The 23424-nt window shown below is 67.3% G+C and carries 22 protein-coding genes, 1 tRNA gene, 1 other RNA gene and 2 pseudogenes; 16 read left to right on the forward strand and 10 right to left on the reverse strand.

The genetic code is table 11. From position 1 onward, the window contains the following. Window positions 1-10 precede the first annotated feature (10 nt). Together hisN and GPX89_RS28870 are read right to left on the reverse strand one after the other, a co-directional pair. Complete coding sequence (hisN, locus tag GPX89_RS28865; RefSeq protein WP_328602422.1) at window positions 11-796, reverse strand: histidinol-phosphatase; 786 nt, start codon at window positions 794-796, stop codon at window positions 11-13. A 60-nt stretch (window positions 797-856) separates the two neighbouring features. Then, window positions 857-1450 (reverse strand): NADPH-dependent FMN reductase, encoded by a 594-nt coding sequence (locus tag GPX89_RS28870; RefSeq protein WP_157390849.1) that lies wholly within the window; start codon window positions 1448-1450, stop codon window positions 857-859. A 144-nt stretch (window positions 1451-1594) separates the two neighbouring features. Here GPX89_RS28870 and GPX89_RS28875 point away from each other — a divergent pair, with 144 nt between their 5' ends. The 8 genes and pseudogenes from GPX89_RS28875 (at window position 1595) to GPX89_RS28910 (ending at window position 9415) form a co-directional block, all read left to right on the forward strand. Then, complete coding sequence (locus GPX89_RS28875; RefSeq protein ID WP_328602423.1) at window positions 1595-2452, forward strand: helix-turn-helix transcriptional regulator; 858 nt, start codon at window positions 1595-1597, stop codon at window positions 2450-2452. A gap of 158 nt (window positions 2453-2610) precedes the next feature. Continuing rightward, window positions 2611-3732 (forward strand): peptide chain release factor 2, encoded by a 1122-nt coding sequence (gene prfB / locus GPX89_RS28880; RefSeq protein WP_328602424.1) that lies wholly within the window; start codon window positions 2611-2613, stop codon window positions 3730-3732. Between the two features lie 3 nt (window positions 3733-3735). After that, complete coding sequence (locus tag GPX89_RS28885) at window positions 3736-4596, forward strand: mechanosensitive ion channel family protein (RefSeq protein ID WP_157390852.1); 861 nt, start codon at window positions 3736-3738, stop codon at window positions 4594-4596. Between the two features lie 220 nt (window positions 4597-4816). Beyond that, complete coding sequence (ftsE, locus tag GPX89_RS28890; protein WP_328602425.1) at window positions 4817-5506, forward strand: cell division ATP-binding protein FtsE; 690 nt, start codon at window positions 4817-4819, stop codon at window positions 5504-5506. Beyond that, window positions 5506-6411: a permease-like cell division protein FtsX gene (ftsX, locus tag GPX89_RS28895; RefSeq protein ID WP_157390853.1), complete on the forward strand. Its 906-nt coding sequence runs from the start codon at window positions 5506-5508 to the stop codon at window positions 6409-6411. Before ftsE ends, ftsX begins: the two co-directional genes overlap by 1 nt. A 109-nt stretch (window positions 6412-6520) precedes the next feature. Beyond that, a pseudogene (gene recQ, locus GPX89_RS28900) lies at window positions 6521-8347 on the forward strand (DNA helicase RecQ); the annotation flags it as partial. 597 nt (window positions 8348-8944) lie between these two features. Further along, complete coding sequence (locus tag GPX89_RS28905) at window positions 8945-9265, forward strand: MazG nucleotide pyrophosphohydrolase domain-containing protein (RefSeq protein WP_157390855.1); 321 nt, start codon at window positions 8945-8947, stop codon at window positions 9263-9265. A gap of 77 nt (window positions 9266-9342) precedes the next feature. Beyond that, window positions 9343-9415: transfer RNA gene (locus GPX89_RS28910), tRNA-Glu, on the forward strand. 76 nt (window positions 9416-9491) lie between these two features. Here GPX89_RS28910 and GPX89_RS28915 read toward each other — a convergent pair. Together GPX89_RS28915 and GPX89_RS28920 are read right to left on the reverse strand one after the other, a co-directional pair. After that, a complete protein-coding gene (locus tag GPX89_RS28915; RefSeq protein WP_157390856.1) occupies window positions 9492-10244 on the reverse strand; it encodes an SDR family oxidoreductase in 753 nt (250 codons plus the stop codon). Window positions 10245-10333: 89 nt separating this feature from the next. Next, complete coding sequence (locus tag GPX89_RS28920; RefSeq protein ID WP_157390857.1) at window positions 10334-11287, reverse strand: LysR family transcriptional regulator; 954 nt, start codon at window positions 11285-11287, stop codon at window positions 10334-10336. A 124-nt stretch (window positions 11288-11411) separates the two neighbouring features. Here GPX89_RS28920 and smpB point away from each other — a divergent pair, with 124 nt between their 5' ends. Together smpB and ssrA are read left to right on the forward strand one after the other, a co-directional pair. Further along, the gene (gene smpB / locus GPX89_RS28925; RefSeq protein WP_157390858.1) at window positions 11412-11888 is read left to right on the forward strand and encodes an SsrA-binding protein SmpB; all 477 of its coding nucleotides are present in this window, start codon (window positions 11412-11414) and stop codon (window positions 11886-11888) included. Between the two features lie 114 nt (window positions 11889-12002). Then, window positions 12003-12375: a transfer-messenger RNA gene (ssrA, locus tag GPX89_RS28930) on the forward strand. 284 nt (window positions 12376-12659) lie between these two features. Here the strand turns inward: ssrA and GPX89_RS28935 are convergent. Next, window positions 12660-13604, reverse strand: coding sequence for an aldo/keto reductase (locus tag GPX89_RS28935; protein ID WP_157390859.1), 945 nt, complete (start codon window positions 13602-13604; stop codon window positions 12660-12662). 95 nt (window positions 13605-13699) lie between these two features. Here GPX89_RS28935 and GPX89_RS45580 point away from each other — a divergent pair. Continuing rightward, window positions 13700-14092: pseudogene (locus GPX89_RS45580) on the forward strand (NUDIX domain-containing protein); the annotation flags it as partial. 100 nt (window positions 14093-14192) lie between these two features. Beyond that, the gene (locus GPX89_RS43970; RefSeq protein ID WP_198347640.1) at window positions 14193-15062 is read left to right on the forward strand and encodes a LysR family transcriptional regulator; all 870 of its coding nucleotides are present in this window, start codon (window positions 14193-14195) and stop codon (window positions 15060-15062) included. 19 nt (window positions 15063-15081) lie between these two features. Here the strand turns inward: GPX89_RS43970 and GPX89_RS28955 are convergent, their stop codons facing one another. The 4 genes from GPX89_RS28955 to GPX89_RS28970 all read right to left on the reverse strand — a co-directional run bounded on the left by GPX89_RS28955 (window position 15082) and on the right by GPX89_RS28970 (window position 17904). Then, complete coding sequence (locus GPX89_RS28955) at window positions 15082-16119, reverse strand: Rieske 2Fe-2S domain-containing protein (protein ID WP_328602426.1); 1038 nt, start codon at window positions 16117-16119, stop codon at window positions 15082-15084. Window positions 16120-16201: 82 nt separating this feature from the next. Next, window positions 16202-16729: a phenolic acid decarboxylase gene (locus GPX89_RS28960; RefSeq protein ID WP_157390861.1), complete on the reverse strand. Its 528-nt coding sequence runs from the start codon at window positions 16727-16729 to the stop codon at window positions 16202-16204. 113 nt (window positions 16730-16842) lie between these two features. Next, window positions 16843-17433 (reverse strand): hypothetical protein, encoded by a 591-nt coding sequence (locus GPX89_RS28965; protein WP_157390862.1) that lies wholly within the window; start codon window positions 17431-17433, stop codon window positions 16843-16845. Between the two features lie 69 nt (window positions 17434-17502). Further along, entirely contained in the window at window positions 17503-17904 is a 402-nt protein-coding gene (locus GPX89_RS28970; RefSeq protein WP_157390863.1) for a CD225/dispanin family protein, read from the reverse strand. Window positions 17905-18030: 126 nt separating this feature from the next. Here GPX89_RS28970 and GPX89_RS28975 point away from each other — a divergent pair, with 126 nt between their 5' ends. Beyond that, the gene (locus GPX89_RS28975; RefSeq protein WP_157390864.1) at window positions 18031-18450 is read left to right on the forward strand and encodes a hypothetical protein; all 420 of its coding nucleotides are present in this window, start codon (window positions 18031-18033) and stop codon (window positions 18448-18450) included. Between the two features lie 52 nt (window positions 18451-18502). Then, window positions 18503-21847 (forward strand): molybdopterin-dependent oxidoreductase, encoded by a 3345-nt coding sequence (locus tag GPX89_RS28980; protein ID WP_157390865.1) that lies wholly within the window; start codon window positions 18503-18505, stop codon window positions 21845-21847. Between the two features lie 5 nt (window positions 21848-21852). On the opposite strand, the gene GPX89_RS28985 is transcribed toward GPX89_RS28980, so the two are convergent. Beyond that, window positions 21853-22614: an IclR family transcriptional regulator gene (locus GPX89_RS28985; protein ID WP_328602427.1), complete on the reverse strand. Its 762-nt coding sequence runs from the start codon at window positions 22612-22614 to the stop codon at window positions 21853-21855. Window positions 22615-22666: 52 nt separating this feature from the next. Here GPX89_RS28985 and GPX89_RS28990 point away from each other — a divergent pair, with 52 nt between their 5' ends. Together GPX89_RS28990 and GPX89_RS28995 are read left to right on the forward strand one after the other, a co-directional pair. Continuing rightward, on the forward strand, window positions 22667-22906 hold the full coding sequence (locus tag GPX89_RS28990; protein WP_157390866.1) for a thiamine-binding protein: 240 nt from the start codon (window positions 22667-22669) through the stop codon (window positions 22904-22906). Then, window positions 22899-23285, forward strand: coding sequence for a helix-turn-helix domain-containing protein (locus GPX89_RS28995; protein WP_157390867.1), 387 nt, complete (start codon window positions 22899-22901; stop codon window positions 23283-23285). The genes GPX89_RS28990 and GPX89_RS28995 overlap by 8 nt, the downstream gene beginning before the upstream one ends. Window positions 23286-23424: the final 139 nt, after the last annotated feature.

Here is a 23424-nt window from a genome sequence, read left to right on the forward strand (position 1 = left end):
GGTACCGATCTCAGGCTTGCAGCGCCGCCAGCACCTGATCCTGCAGGTGGCCGTTGGTCGCGACCGCGCTGCCGCCGTGCGGGCCCGGCCTGCCGTCCAGCGCGGTGAAGGTCCCGCCCGCCTCCCGGATGAGGATGTCGAGCGCGGCCATGTCCCACAGCGACAGTTCGGGTTCGGTGCAGATGTCCACCGCGCCCTCGGCGAGCAGGGCGTAGCCGAAGAAGTCGCCGTAGCCGCGCACCCGCCACACCTCGTCGGTGAGGGCGATGAGTTTGGCCCGGCGGCCGATCGCCCGCCAGCCCGACAGGCTGGAGATGGCCAGGCTGGACGCGCCCAGCTCGGCCACCGCCGAGACCGAGATCGACCTGGGCTCGCCCCGCTCGAAGCTGCTCCACGCGCCCGAGCCGGACGCGGCCCACCAGCGCCGCGACAGCGCCGGCGCGCTCACCACGCCCACCACCGGCACGCCGTCCTCGAGCAGCGAGATGAGTGAGGCCCACACCGGTACGCCGCGCACGAAGTTCTTGGTGCCGTCGATCGGATCGATCACCCACTGGCGACCGCTGAATTCGACGTCGCCGCCGAACTCCTCGCCCAGCACCAGATCGTCGGGCCGCTCAGTGCCGAGAACCTCCCGCACGGTCCGCTCGACCGCCAGATCCGCGTCCGACACCGGTGTCAGATCCGGCTTCGAATCGATCTTCAAATCGAGCGCACCGAACCGCTCACGGGTAATGGCGTCGGCCGCATCGGCCAGCTTCAACGCAAGTTCCAGATCAGCGGAAAGTCGGGTCACGTCCCGTCACGTTAGTCCAGTCCAGTTAACGCCGGGTGTCCTCCACCCGGTATCGCGAAACTAGGCGGGAACGGCTTCCTTACGGGCGGCGGTGAGGGCGGTTGCCCACCACTGGAGTTGGTCCAGCAGCAGGGTGGCGAGCTGTTCGAATTCGGTGGGGTCGACGAGTGTCCCGGACTGGTCGAACAGCTGGAAATAGCGCGGGAAGGAGACGTAGTCCTTGACCGTGTGGGCATTGAGTTCGTTGAAGATCGCACGCAGGCCCTCGATGGCGAGCAGGCCGCCGGACCTGCCGCTGTAGCCGACGAAACCCACGGTCTTGCGGTCCCATTGGGTGAAGTGCCAGTCGATCGCGGTCTTCAGCGAGGCCGGGAAACTGCGGTTGATATCCGGTGTCACGACCACGAACGCGTCAGCGGCGGCGAGCCTCTCGGCCAGCTCCTCGCCATTGCCCGGCCGCACCGGGTTCGGGTCCATCAGCGGCGACACCGCGGGCAGCGCATGCGGCAGGTCGTAATCCGCCAGGTCGATGAGATCGATATCGAACGCCCCGTGCGCCTTGGCCTGCTCGGCGAACCAGTTCGCCACCACGGGCCCGAACCGTCCCTCCCGGACGCTGCCGATGATCACCGCGAGACGCAGGTTGCTGCTCATTGAAGGTCTCCTTCGAGATTCGCCGCGACCGGTCGGCCGCTCGAGATCAACTCTGCGATCCGGCGAGAGCGCTAGGGAGACCACGCTGAGGGTGGTAGTGGCAGGGACATGCTGAGCGCGAGACCCGTTGCTAGCGTTGATTTCGTGAGCGAGAACGAACTGGGACTGTTCCTGCGGCTGCGCCGGGAGGCGGTCACACCCGCCGAGGTCGGCCTGCCGAGCGGAGCCCGCCGCCGCACGCCCGGCCTGCGCCGCTCCGAATTGGCCACGCTCGCAGGCGTTTCGGTGGAATACCTGACGCGCCTGGAGCAGGGCCGCGACCGGCATCCGTCCGCGCCGGTATTGATCGCGCTGGCCGACGCGCTGCGCCTGACCCCGGCACAGCGGGTGCACCTGCTCAACTTCGCCAAGGCCGGGGATCCGAAATACAACTGCCGCGGCGGGTCCGGCCCCAACCGGCGTATCCGCCCGGCCGTGCAAGCCATGCTCGACCAGCTCGAACCCGCGCCCGCCGCGGTCATGAACCGGCTCAGCGAGATTCTCGCGGTGACCGACGGCTACCGCGCCCTGTTCGGCCCGATCGGCCTGCTCGACGGCGGCCTACCCGGCAGCTACGCCCGATATGTCCTATCCGATCCGCGTGCCCGCGACGCCTATCCCGACTGGGAACACAAGGCCGACAAGGTGGTCGCCACCCTCAAACAGGGCCCCGGCCGCGCCGACCCGCACGTCAACGCCCTGATGGACGAGCTCGCCGCCATCGTCGGCCCCGAATTCACCCGCCGCGCGGACACCCTGCCCGGCCTGCCCGACACCAACGGCGTCGGCCGCCTCACCCACCCCGAGGCCGGACCCCTGCGCCTGGCCTACGAAACCCTGAACCTCTCGGCCGACGACGACCAGTTCCTCATGGTCTACCTGCCCGCCGACGACGCCACCGCGCAGGCCCTGGACCGACTGGTCGGCCGTCGCCCGGGCGGCCTCCGCGCCGTCGCGGGTTGATCGATCCCAACGCGACAACTGATTTCGTGCCGACCGGGGTAACTCACCGGGTACGTCCAAAATCGGGTTGGCTCTCAACCGCCGGCACGGGTGCAGGAATGTCTACGGCACTCAGCTGTCCGCTAAAGGTTCGGGGAGGCGGTGTAGTTTTGAGCATCGTGCATCCTGACGTCTCCGCTGACTTGGCCGAACTCGACACGACTCTGAAGACCATCGAGTCCGTGCTCGACATCGACGAGCTGGCTCGCCGCATCGACGAGCTGGAACATCAAGCGGCCGACCCGGAGCTGTGGAACAACCAAGAGCACGCTCAGGCCGTCACCAGTCAGCTCTCCCACGCGCAGAGCGAACTGCGCCGGGTGCGTGATCTCCGGCAGCGGCTCGAGGATCTGCCGGTGCTCTACGAGCTCGCCGAGGCCGAGGAGGGCGCGGATCGCACCGCGGCCCTCGCCGACGCCGACGCCGAGCGGGCCGGCCTGCACGCCGATGTGGAGGCCATGGAGGTCCGGACGCTGCTCTCCGGCGAGTACGACAAGCGTGAGGCGCTGGTCAATATTCGCTCCGGCGCGGGTGGCGTGGACGCCGCGGACTGGGCGCAGATGCTCATGCGCATGTATGTCCGCTGGGCCGAGGGCCACAAGTACCCGGTCGAGATCTACGACACCTCCTACGCGGAGGAGGCGGGCATCAAGTCGGCGACCTTCGCGGTGAAGACGCCGTACGCGTACGGCACGCTCTCCGTCGAGATGGGTACGCACCGACTGGTCCGTATCAGCCCGTTCGACAACCAGGGCCGCCGCCAGACCTCCTTCGCCGAGGTCGAGGTGCTGCCCGTGGTCGAGACCACCGACCACATCGAGATTCCCGAGAACGAGGTGCGCGTCGACGTGTACCGGTCCTCGGGTCCCGGCGGCCAGTCCGTCAACACCACCGACTCCGCGGTCCGACTGACCCACATTCCGACCGGCATCGTCGTCACCTGTCAGAACGAGAAATCGCAGCTGCAGAACAAGATTTCGGCCATGCGCGTGCTGCAGGCCAAGCTGCTCGAGCGCAAGCGGCAGGAAGAGCGCGCCCAGATGGACGCCCTCAAGACCAACGAGGGCGCGTCCTGGGGCAACCAGATGCGCTCCTACGTCCTGCACCCGTACCAGATGGTCAAGGACCTGCGCACCGGCTACGAGGTCAACAACCCCTCCGCCGTGCTCGACGGTGACATCGACGCCTTCATCGAATCCGGCATCCGCTGGCGCATGCGGGAGCAGACGACTCAGGGATAAACCATGCATTCGATTCTCGCCGCTGGCTCGGGGGCCGATTTCGGGAACTGGCTACGGTCCAGCGGTCTCGAGATCGTGCTGCTCGTCGTCGGGGCCATGTTGTTCAGCCGGGCCGCGACCTTCGTGCGCGACCGCATCACCCGCAAGATCGACGCCGGATTCCGCAGCAGTGATTCGCTGGTGCGGAGCGAGGCCGCCAAGCATCGACATGCGTTGGCGCAGGTCATCACCTGGGTGGTGCTGTCGGTCGTCTACTTCCTGGTATCGCTGGAAGTCTTGCGGCGCTTGGGATTCGAGCTGGGCGGTCTGGTCGCGCCGGCCGCGGTGCTCGGTGCCGCACTGGGTTTCGGCGCACAACGCATAGTGCAGGACCTGCTCGCCGGATTCTTCCTGATTACCGAAAGACAGTACGGCTTCGGCGATGTCGTGCGGATCGCAGTCACTGGAAACTCGACCGAGGCCGAGGGTACGGTCGAGGACGTCACGTTGCGCATCACGACTCTGCGTAGCGCCGACGGCGAAGTGATAATCGTCCCGAACGGTCAGATCGTGAAAGTGACCAATCTGTCGAAGGATTGGGCGCGCGCCGCCATCGACGTGCCCGTACCCGCGACCGCCGACATCAACAAGGTCAACGAGATACTGCACGACGTGGGTGCCAAGGCCTTCGCCGATCGCAAGCTGAAAGCCTTGCTCCTGGACGAGCCCAGCGTCATGGGTGTCGAAGATCTCACCGTCAACCAGATGAACATCAAGATGGTGGCAAGGACGCTACCGGGCAAACAGTTCGAAGTCGGACGCGAGCTGCGGGTGCGGGTAGCCGCGGCTCTGCGCCGGGAGGGTCTCAGTGACGGTGCGAGTTAGAACACGTAAGTCCACGGCGATCCTGATGGCCGTGTGGGTTGGAACGTTCGTCCTCTACATCTTCGTCAAGCCCTCAGAACACGAGCCGAAGACCGCCCCTCCGATCGTGAACACAATGCTCAGCAACTATCTGCCAAACACTCCCGAGCACTCGGGCAAGTGAGTTGACCACCGCGCGGTGTAGTCAGCCGCGGCGTCGCCCTGGCTACACTGGCTCCCCGTGATAACCCTGCGCAACGTCACCAAGTCGTACCAGACCTCGACGCGGCCGGCGCTGGACAATGTCTCCGTTGATATCGGAAAAGGCGAGTTCGTCTTCGTTATCGGGCCTTCGGGCTCCGGAAAGTCCACGTTCATGCGGCTGCTGTTGAAGGATGAGAAGCCGACCACCGGTGAGGTGTGGGTCGCCGACTTCCGGGTCGACCGGCTGCCGGGGCGCAAGGTTCCCAAGCTGCGCCAGCGCATCGGCTGCGTCTTCCAGGACTTCCGGTTGCTGCAGCAGAAGACCGTCGAACAGAACGTGGCCTTCGCGCTGGAAGTGATTGGCAAATCACGAGCATTCATCAATCGCTCGGTGCCCGAGGCGCTCGACATGGTCGGGCTCGCGGGCAAGGCCGACCGCCTGCCCGGCGAACTCTCCGGCGGTGAACAGCAGCGGGTCGCGCTCGCTCGCGCCTTCGTCAACCGGCCGCTGGTACTGCTGGCCGACGAACCGACCGGCAACCTCGACCCGGAGACCAGCGCAGACATCATGACTTTGCTCGAACGCATCAACCGCACCGGAACCACGGTGGTGATGGCCACCCACGACAACACCATCGTCGACGCCATGCGCCGGCGCGTGGTCGAACTCGATCGCGGGCGCATCGTGCGCGACGACGAGATGGGCGTCTACGGGGTGGGCCGGTAATGCGCGCGGGATTCCTGTTCAGCGAGGTCTTCACCGGCCTACGCCGCAACGTCACCATGACCATCGCCATGATCCTCACCACCGCGGTGTCGCTGACCATGCTGGGCGGCGGTCTGCTGGCGGTGCGCATGGCCGACAAGATCCAGGACTACTACGTCCAGCGCGTCGAGATCCGTTTGTATCTCGACGATCAGGTCTCCAAGACCGATCCGGACTGCACCGGGCAGCCGTGCGCCTCGCTCATGTCGGATCTGAAGAAGCACGACCATGTGGCGAACGTGCAGTTCGTCAACAGCGCGGACGCGGTGAAGGAGGTCAAGGAGACCACCTTCAAGGATCAGCCCGGGCTCGCCGACGAGGTGAGCAAGGACGGGCTGCCCGCCTCGTTCCGGGTGAAGCTCGACGACGTCACCAAGTACCGGTCCATCTACGACGATTTCTCCAAGCGGCCCGGGGTCCAGTCCGTGCTCAATGACATGGACATCGTGGACCGGCTCGTCGGGTTCTTCGTCGGATTGCGCAATGCCGCCTTCGGTTTGGCGGCGCTGCAGGCGCTGGCGGCGCTGCTGTTGATCGCCAACATGGTTCAGGTGGCGGCGCTGGCGCGCAAGACCGAGGTCGGCATCATGCGACTGGTCGGCGCGACGCGCTGGTACACGCAGCTGCCGTTCCTGCTGGAGGCCGTGCTGGCCGCGCTCGTGGGATCCGTACTGGCCGTGGCGGGTTTGTTCGTCGCGCAGCCGCTGGTGATCAATCGGGCGCTGGGCTCGCTGTTCAACGACCAGGTGCTGCCGCGCATCACGGGCGACGACATCGCGGCGGTTGCGATGGTCGTCACACCGATCGGTGTCGGATTCGCCGCTCTGACGGCATATGCCGCGCTGCGGTACTACGTCCGCGAGTGAGTGCGCGAAGTTCGGTCTTTACGGGCCAACGGGGTTCATGCTGTCGGATGGTGTCCGTAGGATTGCGGCCGTGAGCGCGCCGGAGGTCGAATCCGTAACTGTCGGGAACCTGGGTGACGCCGGAAATGATCCGGCGCACCAGGTTTTGCGAAAGACCTTCGGGTACGACAGTTTTCGCGGGCCGCAGCGCGACATCGTCGAGCAGGTGATCGGCGGCGGCGACGCGCTGGTGCTGATGCCCACCGGTGGCGGCAAGTCGCTGTGCTACCAGATTCCGGCGCTGGTGCGGCCGGGCGTGGGCGTGGTGATCTCGCCGCTGATCGCGCTCATGCAGGACCAGGTCGACGCGCTCAATGCCGTCGGCGTGCGCGCGGGCTTCCTGAACTCGACCCAGTTCCCCGACGAACGGCGCACGGTCGAGGCGCAATTCGTGGCCGGCGAGCTGGATGTGCTCTACCTCGCACCGGAGCGCCTGCGGCTCGATTCCACGGCCTCGCTGCTGGACCGGGGCAAGATCTCGGTGTTCGCCATCGACGAGGCGCACTGTGTCTCGCAGTGGGGCCACGACTTCCGGCCCGACTACCTGGGCCTGTCCATGCTGCACGAGCGCTGGCCGGATGTGCCGCGCATCGCGCTCACCGCCACCGCGACCGAGGCCACCCGGAAAGAGATCGCCGAGCGGCTGGATCTCACCCGTGCGAAACACTTCGTGGCCAGCTTCGACCGGCCCAATATCCAGTACCGGATCGAAGGCAAGAATCGGCCGGAGCACCAGCTGCTTTCGTTCATCCAGAACGAGCACGCCGGGGACGCGGGCATCGTGTACTGCCTCTCGCGCAACTCCGTGGAGAAGACCGCCGCCTTCCTGACCGCCAATGGCGTGGAGGCCGTGCCGTACCACGCGGGTCTGGACAACCGCACCCGCGCGACCAACCAGGCGCGGTTCCTGCGCGAGGACGGCCTGGTCGTCGTCGCCACCATCGCCTTCGGCATGGGCATCGACAAACCGGACGTGCGCTTCGTCGCCCACCTGGACCTGCCCAAGTCGGTCGAGGGCTACTACCAGGAGACCGGCCGCGCCGGCCGCGACGGGCAGCCGTCCACCGCGTGGATGGTCTACGGCCTCAGTGACGTTGTGCAGCAACGCAAGATGATCGATTCCTCCGACGGCGACGCCATGCACCGCCGCCAGCTGCAACTGCACCTGGACGCCATGCTCGCGCTCTGCGAGACCGTCCAGTGCCGCCGCGTCCAGCTGCTCGCCTACTTCGGTCAGCAGGGCGAGCGCTGCGGCAACTGTGATACTTGCCTCAACGCCCCCGAGTCCTGGGACGGCACCGTGCCCGCCCAGAAGGTGCTCTCCACCGTCCTGCGCCTCAAGCGCGAACGCGGCCAGAGCTTCGGCGCGGGCCACATCGTCGACATCCTCATCGGCAAGCGCAATCCCAAAGTCGAGCAGCACGCCCACCACGAGCTCAAGGTCTTCGGCATCGGCACCGAACTCCGCGATATCGAATGGCGCGGCGTCATCCGTCAGCTGCTGGCCCAGGGCCTGCTCGCCGTCCACGGCGACTACGGCGTGCTCACCCTCACCGAAGCCAGCAACCAGGTCCTCTTCGAGAAGCGCGAAGTCATGCTCCGCCGCGAGCCCGAACGCGCCAAGGCCGCCCGAACGCCCAAGCCCGCCAAGGCTTCCCGCCTGGCCGCCGCCGACCTCAGCAAGTCCGACACCGACCTGTTCGAAAAGCTCCGCGCCTGGCGCGGAGCCACCGCCAAGGAACAGGGCGTCCCCGCCTACGTCGTCTTCCACGACGCCACCCTGCGCGAAATCGCCACCCGCAAACCCGCCACCCTCGCCGACCTGGCCGGCATCTCCGGCATCGGCGAGAACAAGCGCGCCAAGTACGGCGAGGGCGTACTGGAGGTGATCGCCGCCGCAGGTGGCACCGCGACCCCTGCCGCCCAGGTGGATTCGACGGGCCTCTTCGGTAGCCCGGACGGACCGGCCGAAGCTGGCGCAGGTCGTCCAGCCGCGAAGAGTTCGACGAACGGCCGCCGCTCCGCCGACGCGCGGGGCGAAACATCAAGCCCCGCAGGAGCTTCTGGCAGCGCCGCGGTCTCACCGGCCGTCGGATCGAGATTCGCTGCTGCTTCGAGCCCCACCGCTCGACAGGACGCGAGCGCCGCGCATGGATCCGCCGGGGGATCCACCGCGCCCGAATCGCGGCATACGTCCGGTTCTGGCGCATCCCCCTCCGCGGGCCGCCGTGCGGGTTCCACCCCGCCACCCTCCAATTTCGCTGCGGCCGATGAGATTCCCTGGCCCGACGAAGCCCCGCCGGACTTCGACGACCTGCCCCCGGACTACCAGTAGCACGGATTCCCGCATGGCGTCCGCCCCGTCACGGTCCCGGCCGATATCTCGACATATTCCGGATGTCGCCGACCCTGATCGTTGTGGACGACGGCCCGGGTTGTGTCCGGATGCACCCGATGTTTGCACCCGCGAGATCCTCATCCGAAAGGTCGCCTCATGACAGTCGATATGTCACAAGTCGCGGCGGAGATCCGTGGACATCTGCGGGCCGCTGGATTCCCTGCCGCGGAGGCCGCGGATTCGGCGGTGCTCGCACTGGCCGAGGAGGCGGGCGAGTTCGTGGGGGCTTATCGCCGCTGGTCCGGGAAGGCGCGCCGCACAGGGACATTCGACGAGATGCGGGCCGAGCTGGCGGATGTGGTCATCACGGCGTGGATGGCCGCCGACGCGCTCGGCATCGACCTCGATGCGGCGTTGGCGGACAAGCTCGCGGTGGTTTTCGAGCGCGGCTGGCGCGACCAGCCTACGGCGGGCTGAACAGGCGATTTGGTTGCTGGGCGGCGGCACGATAAGCTTTCGGAGCTGCCGCGGTCGAAGATCGCAGCAAGCGCCCTGGTCCCGTCGTCTAGCGGCCTAGGACGCCGCCCTCTCAAGGCGGTAGCGCGGGTTCAAATCCCGTCGGGACTACTGTGAAAGGCCCTTCAGCGAATGCTGAAGGGCCTTTTCGCTTTTCGGGCGAAGGCTTGCGCCGCTTCGCGATTCGTCAGCGGGTGGTGTAGCCGCCATTGGCGAAGATGGTCTGACCGGTGATCCAGCCGCCGTCGGTGACCAGGAATTCCACCAGCGGGGCAATGTCCTCGATCCGCGTCAGGCGGCCGCCCATGCCCTGCGACTTGTGGAATTCCACCCGCTCCGGAGTCTCCTGGGGGTAGAAGAACGGCGTGTCCATCGGGCCGGGCGCGACATTGTTGACCGAGATGCCGCGGGCCGCGAACTCCTTGGCCGCCGCGCGCGTGAAGTGCTCGACCGGAGCCTTCGCGCCGGCGTAGGTGGAGTAGCCGTCGGTGAACGCCGCGAGCAGCGAGGTGACGACGGTGACGATCCGGCCGCCGTCCGCGAGCCGCTTGCCCGCCTCCTGCAGGAAGAAGTACGCGGCCTTGGCATTGATGTCGAACATCGAATCGTATTCGGCCTCGGTGGTTTCCACGATCGGCTTGCGCAGCACCTTGCCGACGGTGTTGACCGCGATGTCCACCGAGCCGAAAGTCTCGACCGCCGCGTCGAACAGCCGCCCCACGTTCGCGGGAACGGTGAGGTCGGCCTGGAAGGTCGCCGCCTTCGCCCCGGCGCTCTCGATGGCGGCCACGGTCTTCTCGGCGTCGGCCGCGGTGCTCGCGCTGTTGTAGTGCACCAGCACATTCGCGCCGCGCTGGGCCAGCGAGGTGCTGATCAGGCCGCCGAGGTTCTTCGCTCCGGCGGCCACGACCGCCGACTTGCCTGCCAATACGTTGCTCATGGGGTGCCTCCCGCTTGTCGGTCTGTTGCCTTGCCATACCGACGCTAGGAGCGACTGCCACAAATAGAAAACAGAACTTTCGGCAGTATCTACAAATTCTGATTGTCCAGCGAGAGTGTGTCTGGTGCGCTCGCTCGCGGGTCGCCCCCGGTGGTGAGCAGATCGCGGATGGCCGAGCGGGTGTGCGGCAGCCACACCGCCTGCACCGGGGTCAGCGGCGGATCGTCGATCTCGACGATGCGCACCGCGCCGCCCAGCGCGTCGCCGGGAGCCGCGGTGACGAAGGCGACCGCGTCCGGGTAATCGAGGACCGCGGTCGCCGGTGTCGTGCCCTGGATGCGGTTGACGACCAGGGCCGGCTCGAAACCCGCACGGCGACAGGTGCTCACGATGAAATCGGTGTAGTACGACCGGCCCGGCGGAGCCCAGATGATGATCCGCTCGCTGCGCAGATCGCGGATGGTCACCCCGGACCGCCCGGCCAGGCGGTGGTCGCGGGCGACGGCGACCCGCAGCGGGTGATAGGCGATCACCGCGGCCGCCAGCGCCGTCGGCATGGTGATGCCGCGGCGCAGGGCCAGGTCGACACTGCCGTTCGCGACCGCGGGCTCGAGATCCTGGGGGAACATCTCGGCGACGGTGACCGCGACCTCCGGCATCCCGGCACGGACCGGCGCCAGTACGCCGTGCACCTCTTCGGCCGTGATGGCCGGGGTATGCGCGACGACGAACGGCCGTCGCTGCGCGGCCGCCGCGTCCCGGACCTGCCGGGCCAGCACCTGCCCGGCCGCCAGCAATGCCGAGGCCCCGTCGCGCAGTGCCTCGCCCGCGGCGGTGAGCCGGATCTGCCGCCCGGTCCGATCGAACAGCGTCACCCCCAGCTGGGATTCCAGCTTCGCGACCGAGCTGCTGAGCGCCTGCTGACTCAGGTGCAGCTGCTCCGCGGCCCGGCTGAACCCGGAAGATTCCGCGACGCACAGGAATTGCTGCAGTCGCCGCGAGTCCAGCGGCTCCTCGGTCGGTGACATGGCGGGATTGAGCATGCGCGCATGCTACCCGCGCCTACAACCAAAATTTGTGGCCGACGGCGAATCCACCTGCCGAGCGCCGGGTCGTTCTCGACGGCCAGGAATAAATCGGTCGCCCCGGCAATTAAGGTTGAGCGTTATGAAGGAGAAGGGGCGCAAGGTCATCGCCAGCAACAAGAAGGCGAAGCACAACTACTCGATCCTCGAGACCTATGAGGCCGGGGTCGCGCTGGTCGGCACCGAGGTGAAGAGTCTGCGCGAGGGCAAGGCCTCGCTCGTGGACGCCTACGCCTCGATCGACGACGGCGAGGTGTGGCTGCGCGGCCTGCACGTCCCCGAGTACGGGCACGGCACCTGGACCAATCACGCGCCGCGTCGCACCCGCAAGTTGCTGCTGCATCGCCGCGAGATCGACAAGCTGCTCGGCAAGACCAAGGAGTCGAGTCTCACCCTGGTCCCGCTGTCCATGTACTTCTCCGACGGCAAGGTCAAGGTCGAACTGGCCCTCGCCAAGGGTAAGCAGGACTACGACAAGCGACAGGACCTGGCGAAACGCGACGCCGAACGCGAGGTCACCCGCGAGCTCGGCCGTCGCATCAAGGGTATGCGCGGCTGAACACCAGACCCGCCGGTCGACGGCGCGTTAATGGAATGAACCAAGGTTTGTTCGGTGTTAGGATAGGTAGCCCGGTGCGAGCCGGGCAGTTCATCTGAATCGGTGAACACTCTCGGGGCTGAACGGTTTCGACTGCGTACGTTGATTCAGGGGAAGCGTGTCGGTGCAGGCAGGAGACCACCGTATAAGCGTCGCTGTAACCCTATAAGCGCCGATTCTCATCAGCGCGACTACGCTCTCGCTGCCTAAGCAACGAAGCGTGTCTGTCAGCCCGGGTTCGCCCTCGACCCGGTCCCTGGCATCAGCTAGAGGGCTTTACCGTCCGACCCGGTCGCGGGGCCGGACGGGACATCCAACAGCGACTGGGATCGTCATCTCGGCTTGTTCGCGTGACCGAGAGATCCGAGCAGAGACCTAGCGAACTGCACACGGAGAAGCCCTGAAGATGCGGCGGAGGACCCGGGTTCGATTCCCGGCAGCTCCACCGGAAAAGGCCCGGTCCGCCAGGACCGGGCCTTTCTCTATGTCAGCAGTCCGGTTGGAATGGGTAGCAAGTGTGGCGGGTGGGCTGGGGTGATGGGGTGGCGGATTGGGTGGCCCGGGGTGAGGTTTGGGTGGGTGGGGTGGAATCGTCGGTGGAGTGGGGGCCCAAGAAGATGATCAGTAGTAGTGCGCCGCAGCCGAAGACGACGGGGAGGGTGAGGGCTGCCAGGATCAGGTAGATGAGGCGGGGCGCGCGGGCCGGTTGGGGGCGGCGGGGAGCGGTCGGGATCAACGCACGGACGCCGTGGTGAGTTGGGTTACCTCGGCGGGGGTGAGGGTCAGGTCGGCGGAGGCGAGGAGGGCGGGGAGTTGGGCGACGGTGCGGGCGCTGGCTATGGGGGCGGCGATGGCGGGTTGGGCTCGGAGCCAGGACAGGGCCACGGCGGCTACGGGGACGGAGTGGGCGGTGGCGATTTCGTCCAGGGCGGAGAGGACTCGGAGGCCGCGGTCGTCGAGGTAGGCGCGGGCGCCGGCGGCGCGTGGACTCGCGCCCGAGGTGTCGGTGTCGCCGGGGCGGTATTTGCCGGTGAGGAAGCCCATGGCGAGACCGTAGTAGGGGAGTACCGCCAGCTTCTCGGCTACGCACAGGTCGGCGAGTTCGCCCTCGTAGACGGTGCGGTCCATCAGGTTGTACTGGGGCTGCACGACCCGGTATCGGGACAGGCCCTCCCGGTCGGCGATGGCCAGGGCTTCGGCCAGGCGCGGGGCGGTGTGCTGGGATGCGCCGAGGTATCGGACCTTGCCCGCCCGGACCAGTTCGTCGAATGCGCCCAGGGTCTCGGCGAGGGGGACTTCTTTGTCGTCGTGATGCGCGTAGTAGAGGTCGATGTAGTCGGTGCGCAGGCGGCGCAGTGAATCATCGACGGCCGCACGGATATTGGCGGCGCTCAGGCCGGGGCGGGCGGGGGACTTGGCCACCTTGGTGGCGATGTACATCGCGTCCCGGTTGCCGCGCGCGGCCATCCAGTCGCCCAGGATCGTCTCCGATTCGCCGCCGGAATTGCCCGGCACCCACGCGCTGTAGGCGTCGGCGGTGTCGACGAGATTGCCGCCCGCGGCCGCGAACGCGTCGAGTACGGCGAAGGACTGCTCCCGATCCGCGGTCCAGCCGAAGACGTTTCCGCCCAAGCACAGCGGGTAGATATCGAGGTCGGTGGTTCCCAAGAGTGCCATGCCGCCAACCTAGCCCCGGTTCGGCGCGAACGCTCGCCCGTATCCTCGGTCGGTCGGCGGGAAGCTCTCGTTCATCGGGATGGGGTGGATGCGGAATGGGCAGGACCTACTTGTGCCGTGACATCGACGGCGATGTCCATCTGGTTGCGGATGCCGAACTCGTCCAGCGGACATCGGCGTACGTCGTGGCGATGCGGGGCGACGCGGTCCTGCTGGTGCGCGACGGCACCGGCCGCGATGGACGCTGGGACCTCCCCGGCGGCGGTGTCGAGCCGGGGGAGGGGTGGCTCGAGGCTCTGGGCCGAGAGCTGTTGGAAGAGACGGGATTGCGCCTCGTGGGCGAGCCGGCCCATCTCGCCGAGTTCACCGAGTACTTCTTCGACCTGCAGTCGAGGCGGGGCTGGGAGTCGACACGGTGCTACTACATCTGCGATGTCGCCGGTGCTCTCCAGCCCGATGGCAACGGCGCCGATGTCTCCGGATGTAGGTACGTCCCACTGCCGCTCAGCACGATCGAAGTGGGAGCCGTCGCGCGCAAGATGACACAGCTGGCACGTGCAATGCTCCGTCCAGAACCTGATGGGGGCCATGCTCATTCGAACCGGGGACTATTTGACCGTACAGCTCAACTGGCTGCGCGCGTTTGTGACGATTTATCGAGTGGGATCGTTCACGAAGGCCGCCCAGAAATTGGGGATATCGCAGCCCGCGGTCACGCATCAGATCCGCAATCTCGAAAAACACCTCGGGCGAGCGCTGTTCGAGCGCTTGCCCAACGGGGCCCAGCCGACGGCTGCCGCGGATCGGCTGCTGCGGCGATTGCGCGCGGACGAACTGGATCTGGTGCTCTCCACCGTGCGGCCGCGGGAACGGGACATCGCCGCGACACCCTTCGCCGACGAGGAATTCGTGCTGGCCGCCTCGCCCGAACTGGCGGAGAAGATCGGTCCGGCGGTATTGGCGCACCGTGTTCGAGGCCGAGCCGGTCAAGGTGCCGACGATCGTCGTGCCGGGTCTGCGCGGAGGGAGGCGCAACTGTCGGACGAGCTGCGCCTGCTGTGCAGGGCAGGCTGTGGTCCTGAACGCGAGTCGTCAGGCGTCGACCAGTTCCTTGATCGCCAGCTCGGCGAAATTCGGTGCACCGGCATGCCGCGCACCACGCTCGGTGAGCTTGTCCTGCAACAGGAACGGCATCACCTCGGTGAGACTGCCGCCTCCTCGTTATTGGTGAACGACGGAACCTGCTTTCCCGCAATCAGGTACGAGCCATCGCTCAGTACGAAATCTCATAGCCTGCCGCCTCGAAAACCGCTGCCGGATGGGCGACTTCGGGGATATAGAAGCCAGTTCTGCGGCCGGTGTCTCCCAAGGTTTCGTGGCTGGTCAGCGCGAAAAGAACCTTGTCGGTCACGGCCGATCTCCTCAATCGAATTGTGCGCCGGGCAGAATCGAAGCTAGGTGACCGCGCAGACGGCAATCAAATGGGTGATCGCATGTGGTCCATACGAAATCGAATGGGCATATCGGCGTCGGGTTCCGGGTAGAACTGGGCGTACCAGCGGCGGAGGGCCTTGATGCCCTTTTCGTGGGGGAGCAGGACCGGGCGGGGGCGGTGGATCTTGTGGTCCCAGATCGCGAGTTCCTCGCGGACTTCGCCGAAGGCGACCAGACGGAACGCGAGTTTGAGAATCGGTGTCGCGAATGGGATTCGGTTGCGACGGACGTAGTAGAGCATGCGTAGTTCGCTGGTGGTGTCGTCGATCGGGTTGGTGAGGGCGATGGCGGTCATGGTGATCATCGGGCCGGCGGTGCGCACGACCATGACGCCTGGGCCGTACATGAAGACGTCGAAGCTGTTGTCGACCCAGTAGCCGAGCACGGATTTGCGGAAACGGCTGTGGATTTCGGCGCGGGGGCCGTCGGGGATCAGGTCCTGGACCGGGGGCTCGGACTGGCCGTGGATGTGGTGGAAGTGGGATTCGTCGACGATGTTCTCACGCATCTCCTGGATGTGGATGCGCGATCGCAGGGCATCGTCGATGGGACGGGCGTAGGCGCGGTCGGTGGCTTCGGGAATCTCGGGCAGCTCCCACTTCGGTTCTCCCGCACCGAAATAGACGAAGATGAGGCCGCTGTGTTCGCGAACGGGGAAGCCTCCGAGCGTCACCCGCGGCGGACGCGTAGCGAAGGGTGCGGAGGCGCAGACGCCGTCGGCGTCGAAACGCCAACCGTGGAAAGGGCATTCCACCTGTCCGTCCACGACTCGGCCCCCGGCGCCGAGATGCGCGCCGTAATGCGGGCAGTGCGCGTCGCGCACCGTGGCCCGGCCGTCGCTGCCCCGGAACGCGATCAGCGCCCGGCCGAAATAGTGCAGATTCGCGATCTTGCCCGGCCGCAGCTGTGTGCTGCGCAGCAGGGCATACCAGCCCTCGGGCACCATCGGCATCGGATACTGGTCGGCGCGCGGATCGCGCGTCAGCTCGGCGAGGCCGGAGCGATCACGTCGAAAGATCACCCGGGGAACCCTAGCTAGAACCTGTTACAGCGCAATGAACGAGATGCGATATTCACAGCGGGCTCGGCTTCTCCGGCCGCGATCAGTTGGTGCGATTGGCGTAGTCGAGGGGGAGCTTGCCCGGGGCGCGGTCGATGACGGTGTCGTCGTCGGCGTCTCGGGTTTCGAGAAAGGTGATCCGCCCCGTCGAGGCGACCAGGGTCTGGGGATAGGTCGGCCCCTGATCGCGTTCGGCGGTGATCTCGTCGAGGCTGTCCTCGTAACGTCCGAGCGTGCTCTCGGGGTAGTCGAGCATCCACTGCGGATAGCAGATGGTGGTGTGGATCCGGCGCTCGCACAGCCAGGCGATGAGCACGGTGACCGTGCCGGTCGGCTCGACCCAGGCGATCTTGTACATGTCCCCGCTGAGCTGGAGCATCTTCGCCGGCTGCGCGGTGGACCAGCGCCCGAACATCGGCCCCTGCAGGCACCGGAACGCGACGGTCTGCGGATTGCGCACGTAGAGCTCGTACTTCCACCCGTTGTCGTACGCGTAGATCAAGTGCCGCCCCACGATCCCCGACAGGTCACCGGCCATGGCCGGTGCGGCAGCGGCATCCTCGGCGCTCATCGCAAACTCCTCTCGGCCGACCTGCGTCAAGACCCGGGCGTCGTGGCCAGCCTAGCCCCTGACCACGCTTTATCGGTGCAACGCTGCCGCAGGCGGCCGGAGAAGCGAGCCGGTCAGTTCGCGGGAACGCCGTTGAGGAACCCGTCGGCAGCGCCGACCGCCGCACCGACTCCCGCGCCGAGCGCCGCGAACGGCGCCGCGACCATGGCGTAGCCCAGGGCCGCGCCCACGACCGGGACGATGACCAGGCCGATCGGGGCGAACGGGAGACCGGCCACCAGGCCCGCGACCACGCCGATGACCGCGCCCGAGCTCGCGATCGGGGCGGCGGCGGTGGCTCCTACGGCCGCGCCGATCGCCGCGTCACCGAGGACCGCCTTGGCGACATGGGTGGCGTGGGCCGCGTCGAGGCCCGCGGCCTCGAGGGACTGGGTCAGCGCGGATTCGGCTCCCGCGGCGGCGGAGTTGATCTGCTGGGTCTGTTCGGCGGTGAGCCAGACGGGCTGGTCGAGTTGGACTGTGCCGATGCGGATCTGGGAATCGGGGATGTCGGTGGCCGGTTGGACGGCCGCCGGCGGCTCCTCGGCCTGCGCGGGGACGGTGCCGAGCAGGGCGAGGGATAAGGGGAGGGCCGCGGCGACCGCGAACCTGACCGCGCGTCGGGATACGGGACGAACAGGACTGGTGGGCTGATCAGTGCCCATAGGGAACCTCATTCCGAAACATCGATGCCTATCGCATCTGGATTCGAAACCGGAACCCGTTTGGATGCGTCAGCCGCGGCGCATATGCGGACCCGGACCACCCCAGTTGTGATGGCCGTGGTGGCCGTGGTGGATCAGGAGCAGCATGAACGTCAGATAGCAGACGGCGAACAGGACGAACAGCGCACCGCCGATCCACAGCGACAGGATGCCGAGATAGCGGGCACGGCGAGAGGCATACCGCGCGCCGTCGGCATCACCCTCGCTCCACAGCGGAAAAACATTGAGGGCGTGGGTGAATGCCGAGAACGAGAGCGGCCAGAAGAACAGCAGCGACGCCACGGCCCAGCCGATATTGTTGGCCGGGCGGACGGGTGTCGGTGGCTGGACGGTTGCGGGCGCCGGGGTAGTTTCGGGGAGCTCGGTTGTTCGGGGCTCTTCCGGGGTGGCGGCGGGTTCGGGGGTCGTCATGGCGGATTCCTTTTCGAATTGCCTGGTCCGCGAGTTTTCGCGAGCTGTATGGGGTCGATTACGCGCTTGTTGTCTGGTAATCGGCCGTGAACCGCCGGAGAGATTGCTGCGTAGGAGATGCGAGTGATGAGATTCGCCCGTCAGGTTGCTGTTCTCGGTACCGCTTTCGGCTTGTGCTGGTTACCCGCGATCGGGACGGCCGCCGCCGATCCCGTCGTCATTCCCTTTCAGATCAACTCCGCGCCGTACGGGATTCCCGGCGGCAGCTTCGACGCCTTCCCGGCCCGCTGCGCCGCCGTGGTCGGCGAGCAGTCCGGTGCGGTCGTCATCACGGGCGCACAGCCGCAGGGCTGGGGTTGCTCGATCTCCACACCCGTCACCTGGATCAACCTGTCCACGGGCGCGACCGGCAACGCCGTCCTGTCCAACGGCCTGAACGGAATCCCTTCCGCCGCAACGTTGTACACGGGCGTCGGGCAGGTCGCGGTGATGCTGACCCCGGGCGGCACCTACACGCCCGGTTTGGCGACCTTCTACGTGCCGTAATTCGGGGCATTAGTCCATATGACCGGGGTGGTCGTCTTCATAGCCTGAAGGTATGGAGATCGCCGGATACTGCACGCTCTGCAAATCGCGATGCGGCGCTGTCTACACCGTCGAGAACGGCCGCTTGACGGGCGTCCGCCCCGACCCCGAGCATCCCAACGGCAAGTCGATGTGCCCGAAGGGGCGATCGGCCCCGGAGATCGTGCACAGCACGTCCCGGCTCACCACGCCCCTGCGGCGCACCCGCCCCAAGGGGGATCCGGACCCGGGCTGGGAACCCGTCGGCTGGGACGAGGCGCTCGACGAGATCGCCGCCCGGCTGACCGGTATCGCCGCCACCGACGGCCCGGAGGCCGTCGCGTTCGCGCAGGCGACGCCATCGGGCACCGCGGTGGCCGACGGCATGGAGTGGATCGATCGTTTCGTGCACGGATTCGGCAGCCCGAATACCGTTTTCAGCACCGAGATCTGCAACTGGCACAAGGATGTGGCGCACACCTTCACCTTCGGCACCGCCCTGCCGGTGCCGGATTTCGGCGCGACCGATCTGGCGATCCTGTGGGGTTTCAACCCCGCCAAGACCTGGCTGGCCCAGTCCACCGACCTGGCCGAGGCACAGGCCCGGGGCGCGCGGCTGGCCGTGATCGATCCGCGGCGCTCCACCAGCGCGCTGCACGCCGACCATTGGCTGCGGGTGCGGCCGGGCGCGGATGCCGCATTGGCGCTCGGACTCGCCGGGCGGCTGATCGAGCGCGGTGAATTCGACGAGGGATTCGTCCGTGGCTGGAGCAATGCTCCGCTGCTGGTCCGCGCGGACACCGGACGGTTTCTGCGAGCAGCCGAGATCTGGCCCGACGCCACCGGGTACGTGGCCTGGGACGAGTACGACGACGCGCCCGCGGTGTACGACACCCGATTCCCGGCCATGTCCCCGGAACGATTCGCGCTGTACGGAACCCGTCGCGTCGCCACCCGTGCGGGCGTCGTCGACTGCGCTCCCGCCTTCGCGCACTACACGCGCGCCTGCCGGGAGTGGCCGCTGGATCGCGTCGCCCGCGAGACCTGGATCGAGCCCGCCCGCATCGCCGCCCTCGCGGACGCGATCGCGCAGGCCGATTCGGTGTCCTATTACGGCTGGACCGGAATCGGCCAGCACGCCAATGCCGCTCAGACCGAGCGCGCCATCGCCACCCTCTACGCGCTGACCGGATCCTTCGACGCGCTCGGCGGCAATGTCATCCTGCCGCGGCCGCCGGTGAACCCCGTTTCCGCTCGCGCGACGCAACTCGCACCCGAGCAACGCGCGAAAACCCTCGGCTTGGCGCAGCGTCCGCTGGGACCCCCGGCGCAGGGCTGGATCACGGCTCGCGACCTGTGCCGATCCATCCTGGACGGCGAGCCCTACCGAGTTCGTGCCCTCGTCGGATTCGGATCCAATATTCTTCTGTCCCAACCTGATTCGCAACGAACCGCCCGCGCGCTCGCGGCCCTGGACTTCCACGTGCAGGTGGACCTGTTCGAAACCCCCACCGCCCGCTACGCCGACATCCTGCTGCCCGCCAACAGCCCGTGGGAACGGGAAGCCCTGCGGGTCGGCTTCGAAGCGAGCCACCGCGCCCAGGAGCACGTGCAACTGCGGCAGCGGATGGTCGAACCGGTGGGGGAGTCGCGCTCCGATACCGAGATCGTCTTCGCCCTCGCGACCCGCATGGGCATGGGCGAGCTGTTCTTCGACGGCGAGGTCGAGCAGGGCTGGAACCATCAGCTGGAACCGCTGGGACTGACGGTCGCACAGCTGCGCGCACAGCCCGGCGGCGTGCGGTTCCCGTTGGCGCGCGAGTACCGCAAGTACCGCAGCGCCGGTTTCGCCACTCCCACCAACCGCGTCGAGTTCTACAGCGAACGCCTTGCCGCACACGGCTATTCACCGGTACCCGAATTCACCGCGCCCACCGCGCCCGATGCGGCCTTCCCGCTCGTGCTGACCTGTGCCAAGAACGGCTACTTCTGCCACAGTCAGCACCGGCAGGTCAATTCGCTGCGCCGCCGCTCCCCGGAACCGAGCCTGGACATCGCCCCGGCGACGGCCGCCGAACGCGGTATCGCCGAAGGGCAGTGGGTGGTGCTGTCGACCGAACTCGGCACCGTGCGCATGCGGGCCCGCTTCGACGAGTCCTTGGATCCGCGAGTGGTCGTCAGTGAATACGGTTGGTGGCAGGCGAATCCTGACCTGGGCCTGCCCGGCGCGAACCCGATCGGGCCGGACGGAAGCAACTACAACCTGCTCGTGGGCGATGAGGAAGCGGATCCGCTCTCGGGCTCGGTTCCCTTGCGCTCCTTCACCTGTCAGGTCACCGCGGCCGCGGACGACACCTGGCAGGGCACACGCACCTTCACGGTGGCCGCCGCGGAAGCGGTCAGCCCGGGAATCCGCGCCCTGTCCTTGATCCCCGAGGATGGCGCACCGGTGCCGGACTACCGTGCCGGACAGCATCTGACCGTCAGCACGGCGACGAAAAGTGATGTCGCCCGCAGCTATTCGCTCACCGGACCTGCCCGCGCCGAGGGTCGGCCGGGCTACCGGCTCGCGGTCCGCCATGTACCGGGCGGCGTCTTGTCCGGGCATGTCCACGACACCCTCGGAGTGGGTGACCGGCTCGAACTTCGCAGTCCAGCGGGAACTTTCGTCATCCCGACCGACACCGACAACCCGATCGTGATGATGGCGGCCGGTATCGGCATCACCCCGTTCCTCGCCCACTTGGAAACCCTCGCCGCGACCGGTGGCACGACGCCCGAGGTGGTACTGCACTTCGGCGTCCGGAACTCCGCGGACCATCCGTTCCGCGACCGCCTGCGCGACCTCGCGGCCGAGATCGGTCCTCGCCTGCGCATCGTCACCCACTACTCGGCCCCGCTCGCCGGTGATGTGCCGCAACGGGATTACGACATCCACGGCCGCGTCGGCGCCGCCGCCGTCGATACCGGCCTGATCGAACGCCGCGCCCGGTTCTACCTGTGCGGCCCCGCGCCCATGCTCACCACGGTCCGCACCGATCTCCTGTCGCGCGGGGTACCCGCCTGGGAGATCTTCTCCGAACGCTTCACCGCCCCGAATCGGGACTTGGAGGTTCCCGAGAACGCCCGCTACACAGTGCGTTTCACCCGCTCCGACCGTGAACTCACCTGGACGAACGGCGACGGCACGCTACTCGAACTGGCCGAGAAATCCGGCCTGGAGATGCGCAGCGGCTGCCGCGTCGGCCAGTGCGAGAGCTGCCGATGCACCGTGGCCAAGGGCGACGTCGGCCATTTCGTCGACACCGCCCACCTCGAGGACGACGACTGCCTGCCCTGTCAGGCGGTCCCCATCTCCGACCTCGAACTCGATGCCTGAGCGCCTCAGCGCAGATCCTCGGACAGCGCCTCGGCCACTTCGGTGAGCAGCGGCGCGGCCCGCTCGACGAGTTCCTCGGTCATCCGGCCGACCGGACCGGACACCGAGATCGCCAGCCGGGCAGGGGCTTTCGGCACCGCGACCGCGACGCAGCGCACGCCCATCTCCTGCTCGCCCTCGTCCATGGCGTAGCCGGTGCGCGCGGCCTCGGCGAGTTGCGCGGCGAACTCGTCCGGATCGGTGATCGTGCTGTCGGTGTAGCGCGGCATTCCGGTGCGGGCCAGCAGGTTTCGGGTCAGGTCGGGGGGTGAGCCCGCCAGTATCGCCTTGCCGACGGCCGTGCAGTGCGGCAGTGCGCGCCGGCCCACCTCGGTGAACATGCGCATGGAGTGCCGGGACTGCACTTGCGCGACGTAGACGATCTGATCCCCGTCCAGCATGGCCATATTCGCGGATTCGCCGAGCTCGTCGACCAGTCGCTGCAGATGCGGGCGGGCCAGCACCGACAGCATCTGCGAGGAGCTCTCGCCGAGCTTGATCAGCTTGGGCCCCAGCACATATTTGCGTGAGGGCTCCTGATGCAGATAGCCCAGATCCACCAGGGTGCGCACCAACCGGTGAATGGTCGGGAGCGGCAGACCCGACTCCGTGGCGAGCTGGGACAGGCCCATCATGCCGCCCTCGTCGGCCATGAGCTCGAGCAGTCCGAACGCACGCTCGATGGACTGCACGCCTCCGGTGCCCTTGGGCTCTTTTGCTGCGGGCACTTGCCGGTCCTCCCTAGCCGTTTCCGAATGCCGGAATAGTAGCCTGACCCGCATGCGGCTACGCGCGGAGTTCACGACCGAACCGTTCCATGGCGAAGGGGAGGCCCCGCCGCATGCGCTGGCCGCCCTCGAACTCGCCGAATCGGCCGGTCTGGAATGCGATTTCGGTCCGCTGGGCACCTCGGTGTCCGGGGCGGACGACAAACTACTGCCGGTGCTGGGCGAGATCATGGTGACCGCCTTCGCCCACGGCGCGACGAGAGTGACGATGCAGGTCGAGCAGGATGACTGAACGTTCGCCAGGCGAGACGCACCCGGTGCTGGTGACCCTCGCCCCGATTCTGGACAAGACGGGCGGCCGCCTGGTCGCCCCCGAAAACGCCACCGACGACGACATTCCCGTGGTCTGGGAGGGCGAGACGCTGGCCTGCGTGCGCTTCGGCCAGCCCGAACCCGACCCGCTCGGCGGCCTGGAGAAGATCCTGGAGGAGGTCGCGGTGGAGCTCGGCGGCCCGCTGACCGGTCTGCCGCGCGCCGACAAGCAGCGCGCGGTGCGCTTGCTGGAAGAGCGGGGCGCGTTCACCTTCCGCAAGTCCGCGGAGACGGTGGCGGCGGCGCTGGGGGTCACCCGCTTCACGGTCTACAACTACCTGAACCGCGAACGCGCCTAGCCGATCCCAATCGGCCGACAGATATATTTTCAACGGATTGTTGACCGTGCTTTGTGGCGCGTGCCACTGTTCTCGGATAGCGGAATGACCCTTCCGCTATCCGAGAGAGGTTGCGCCAATGGAGACGTTGAAAGAACTC

This window comes from Nocardia terrae, from assembly GCF_009760405.1.
Taxonomy (GTDB): Bacteria; Actinomycetota; Actinomycetes; order Mycobacteriales; family Mycobacteriaceae; genus Nocardia; species Nocardia terrae.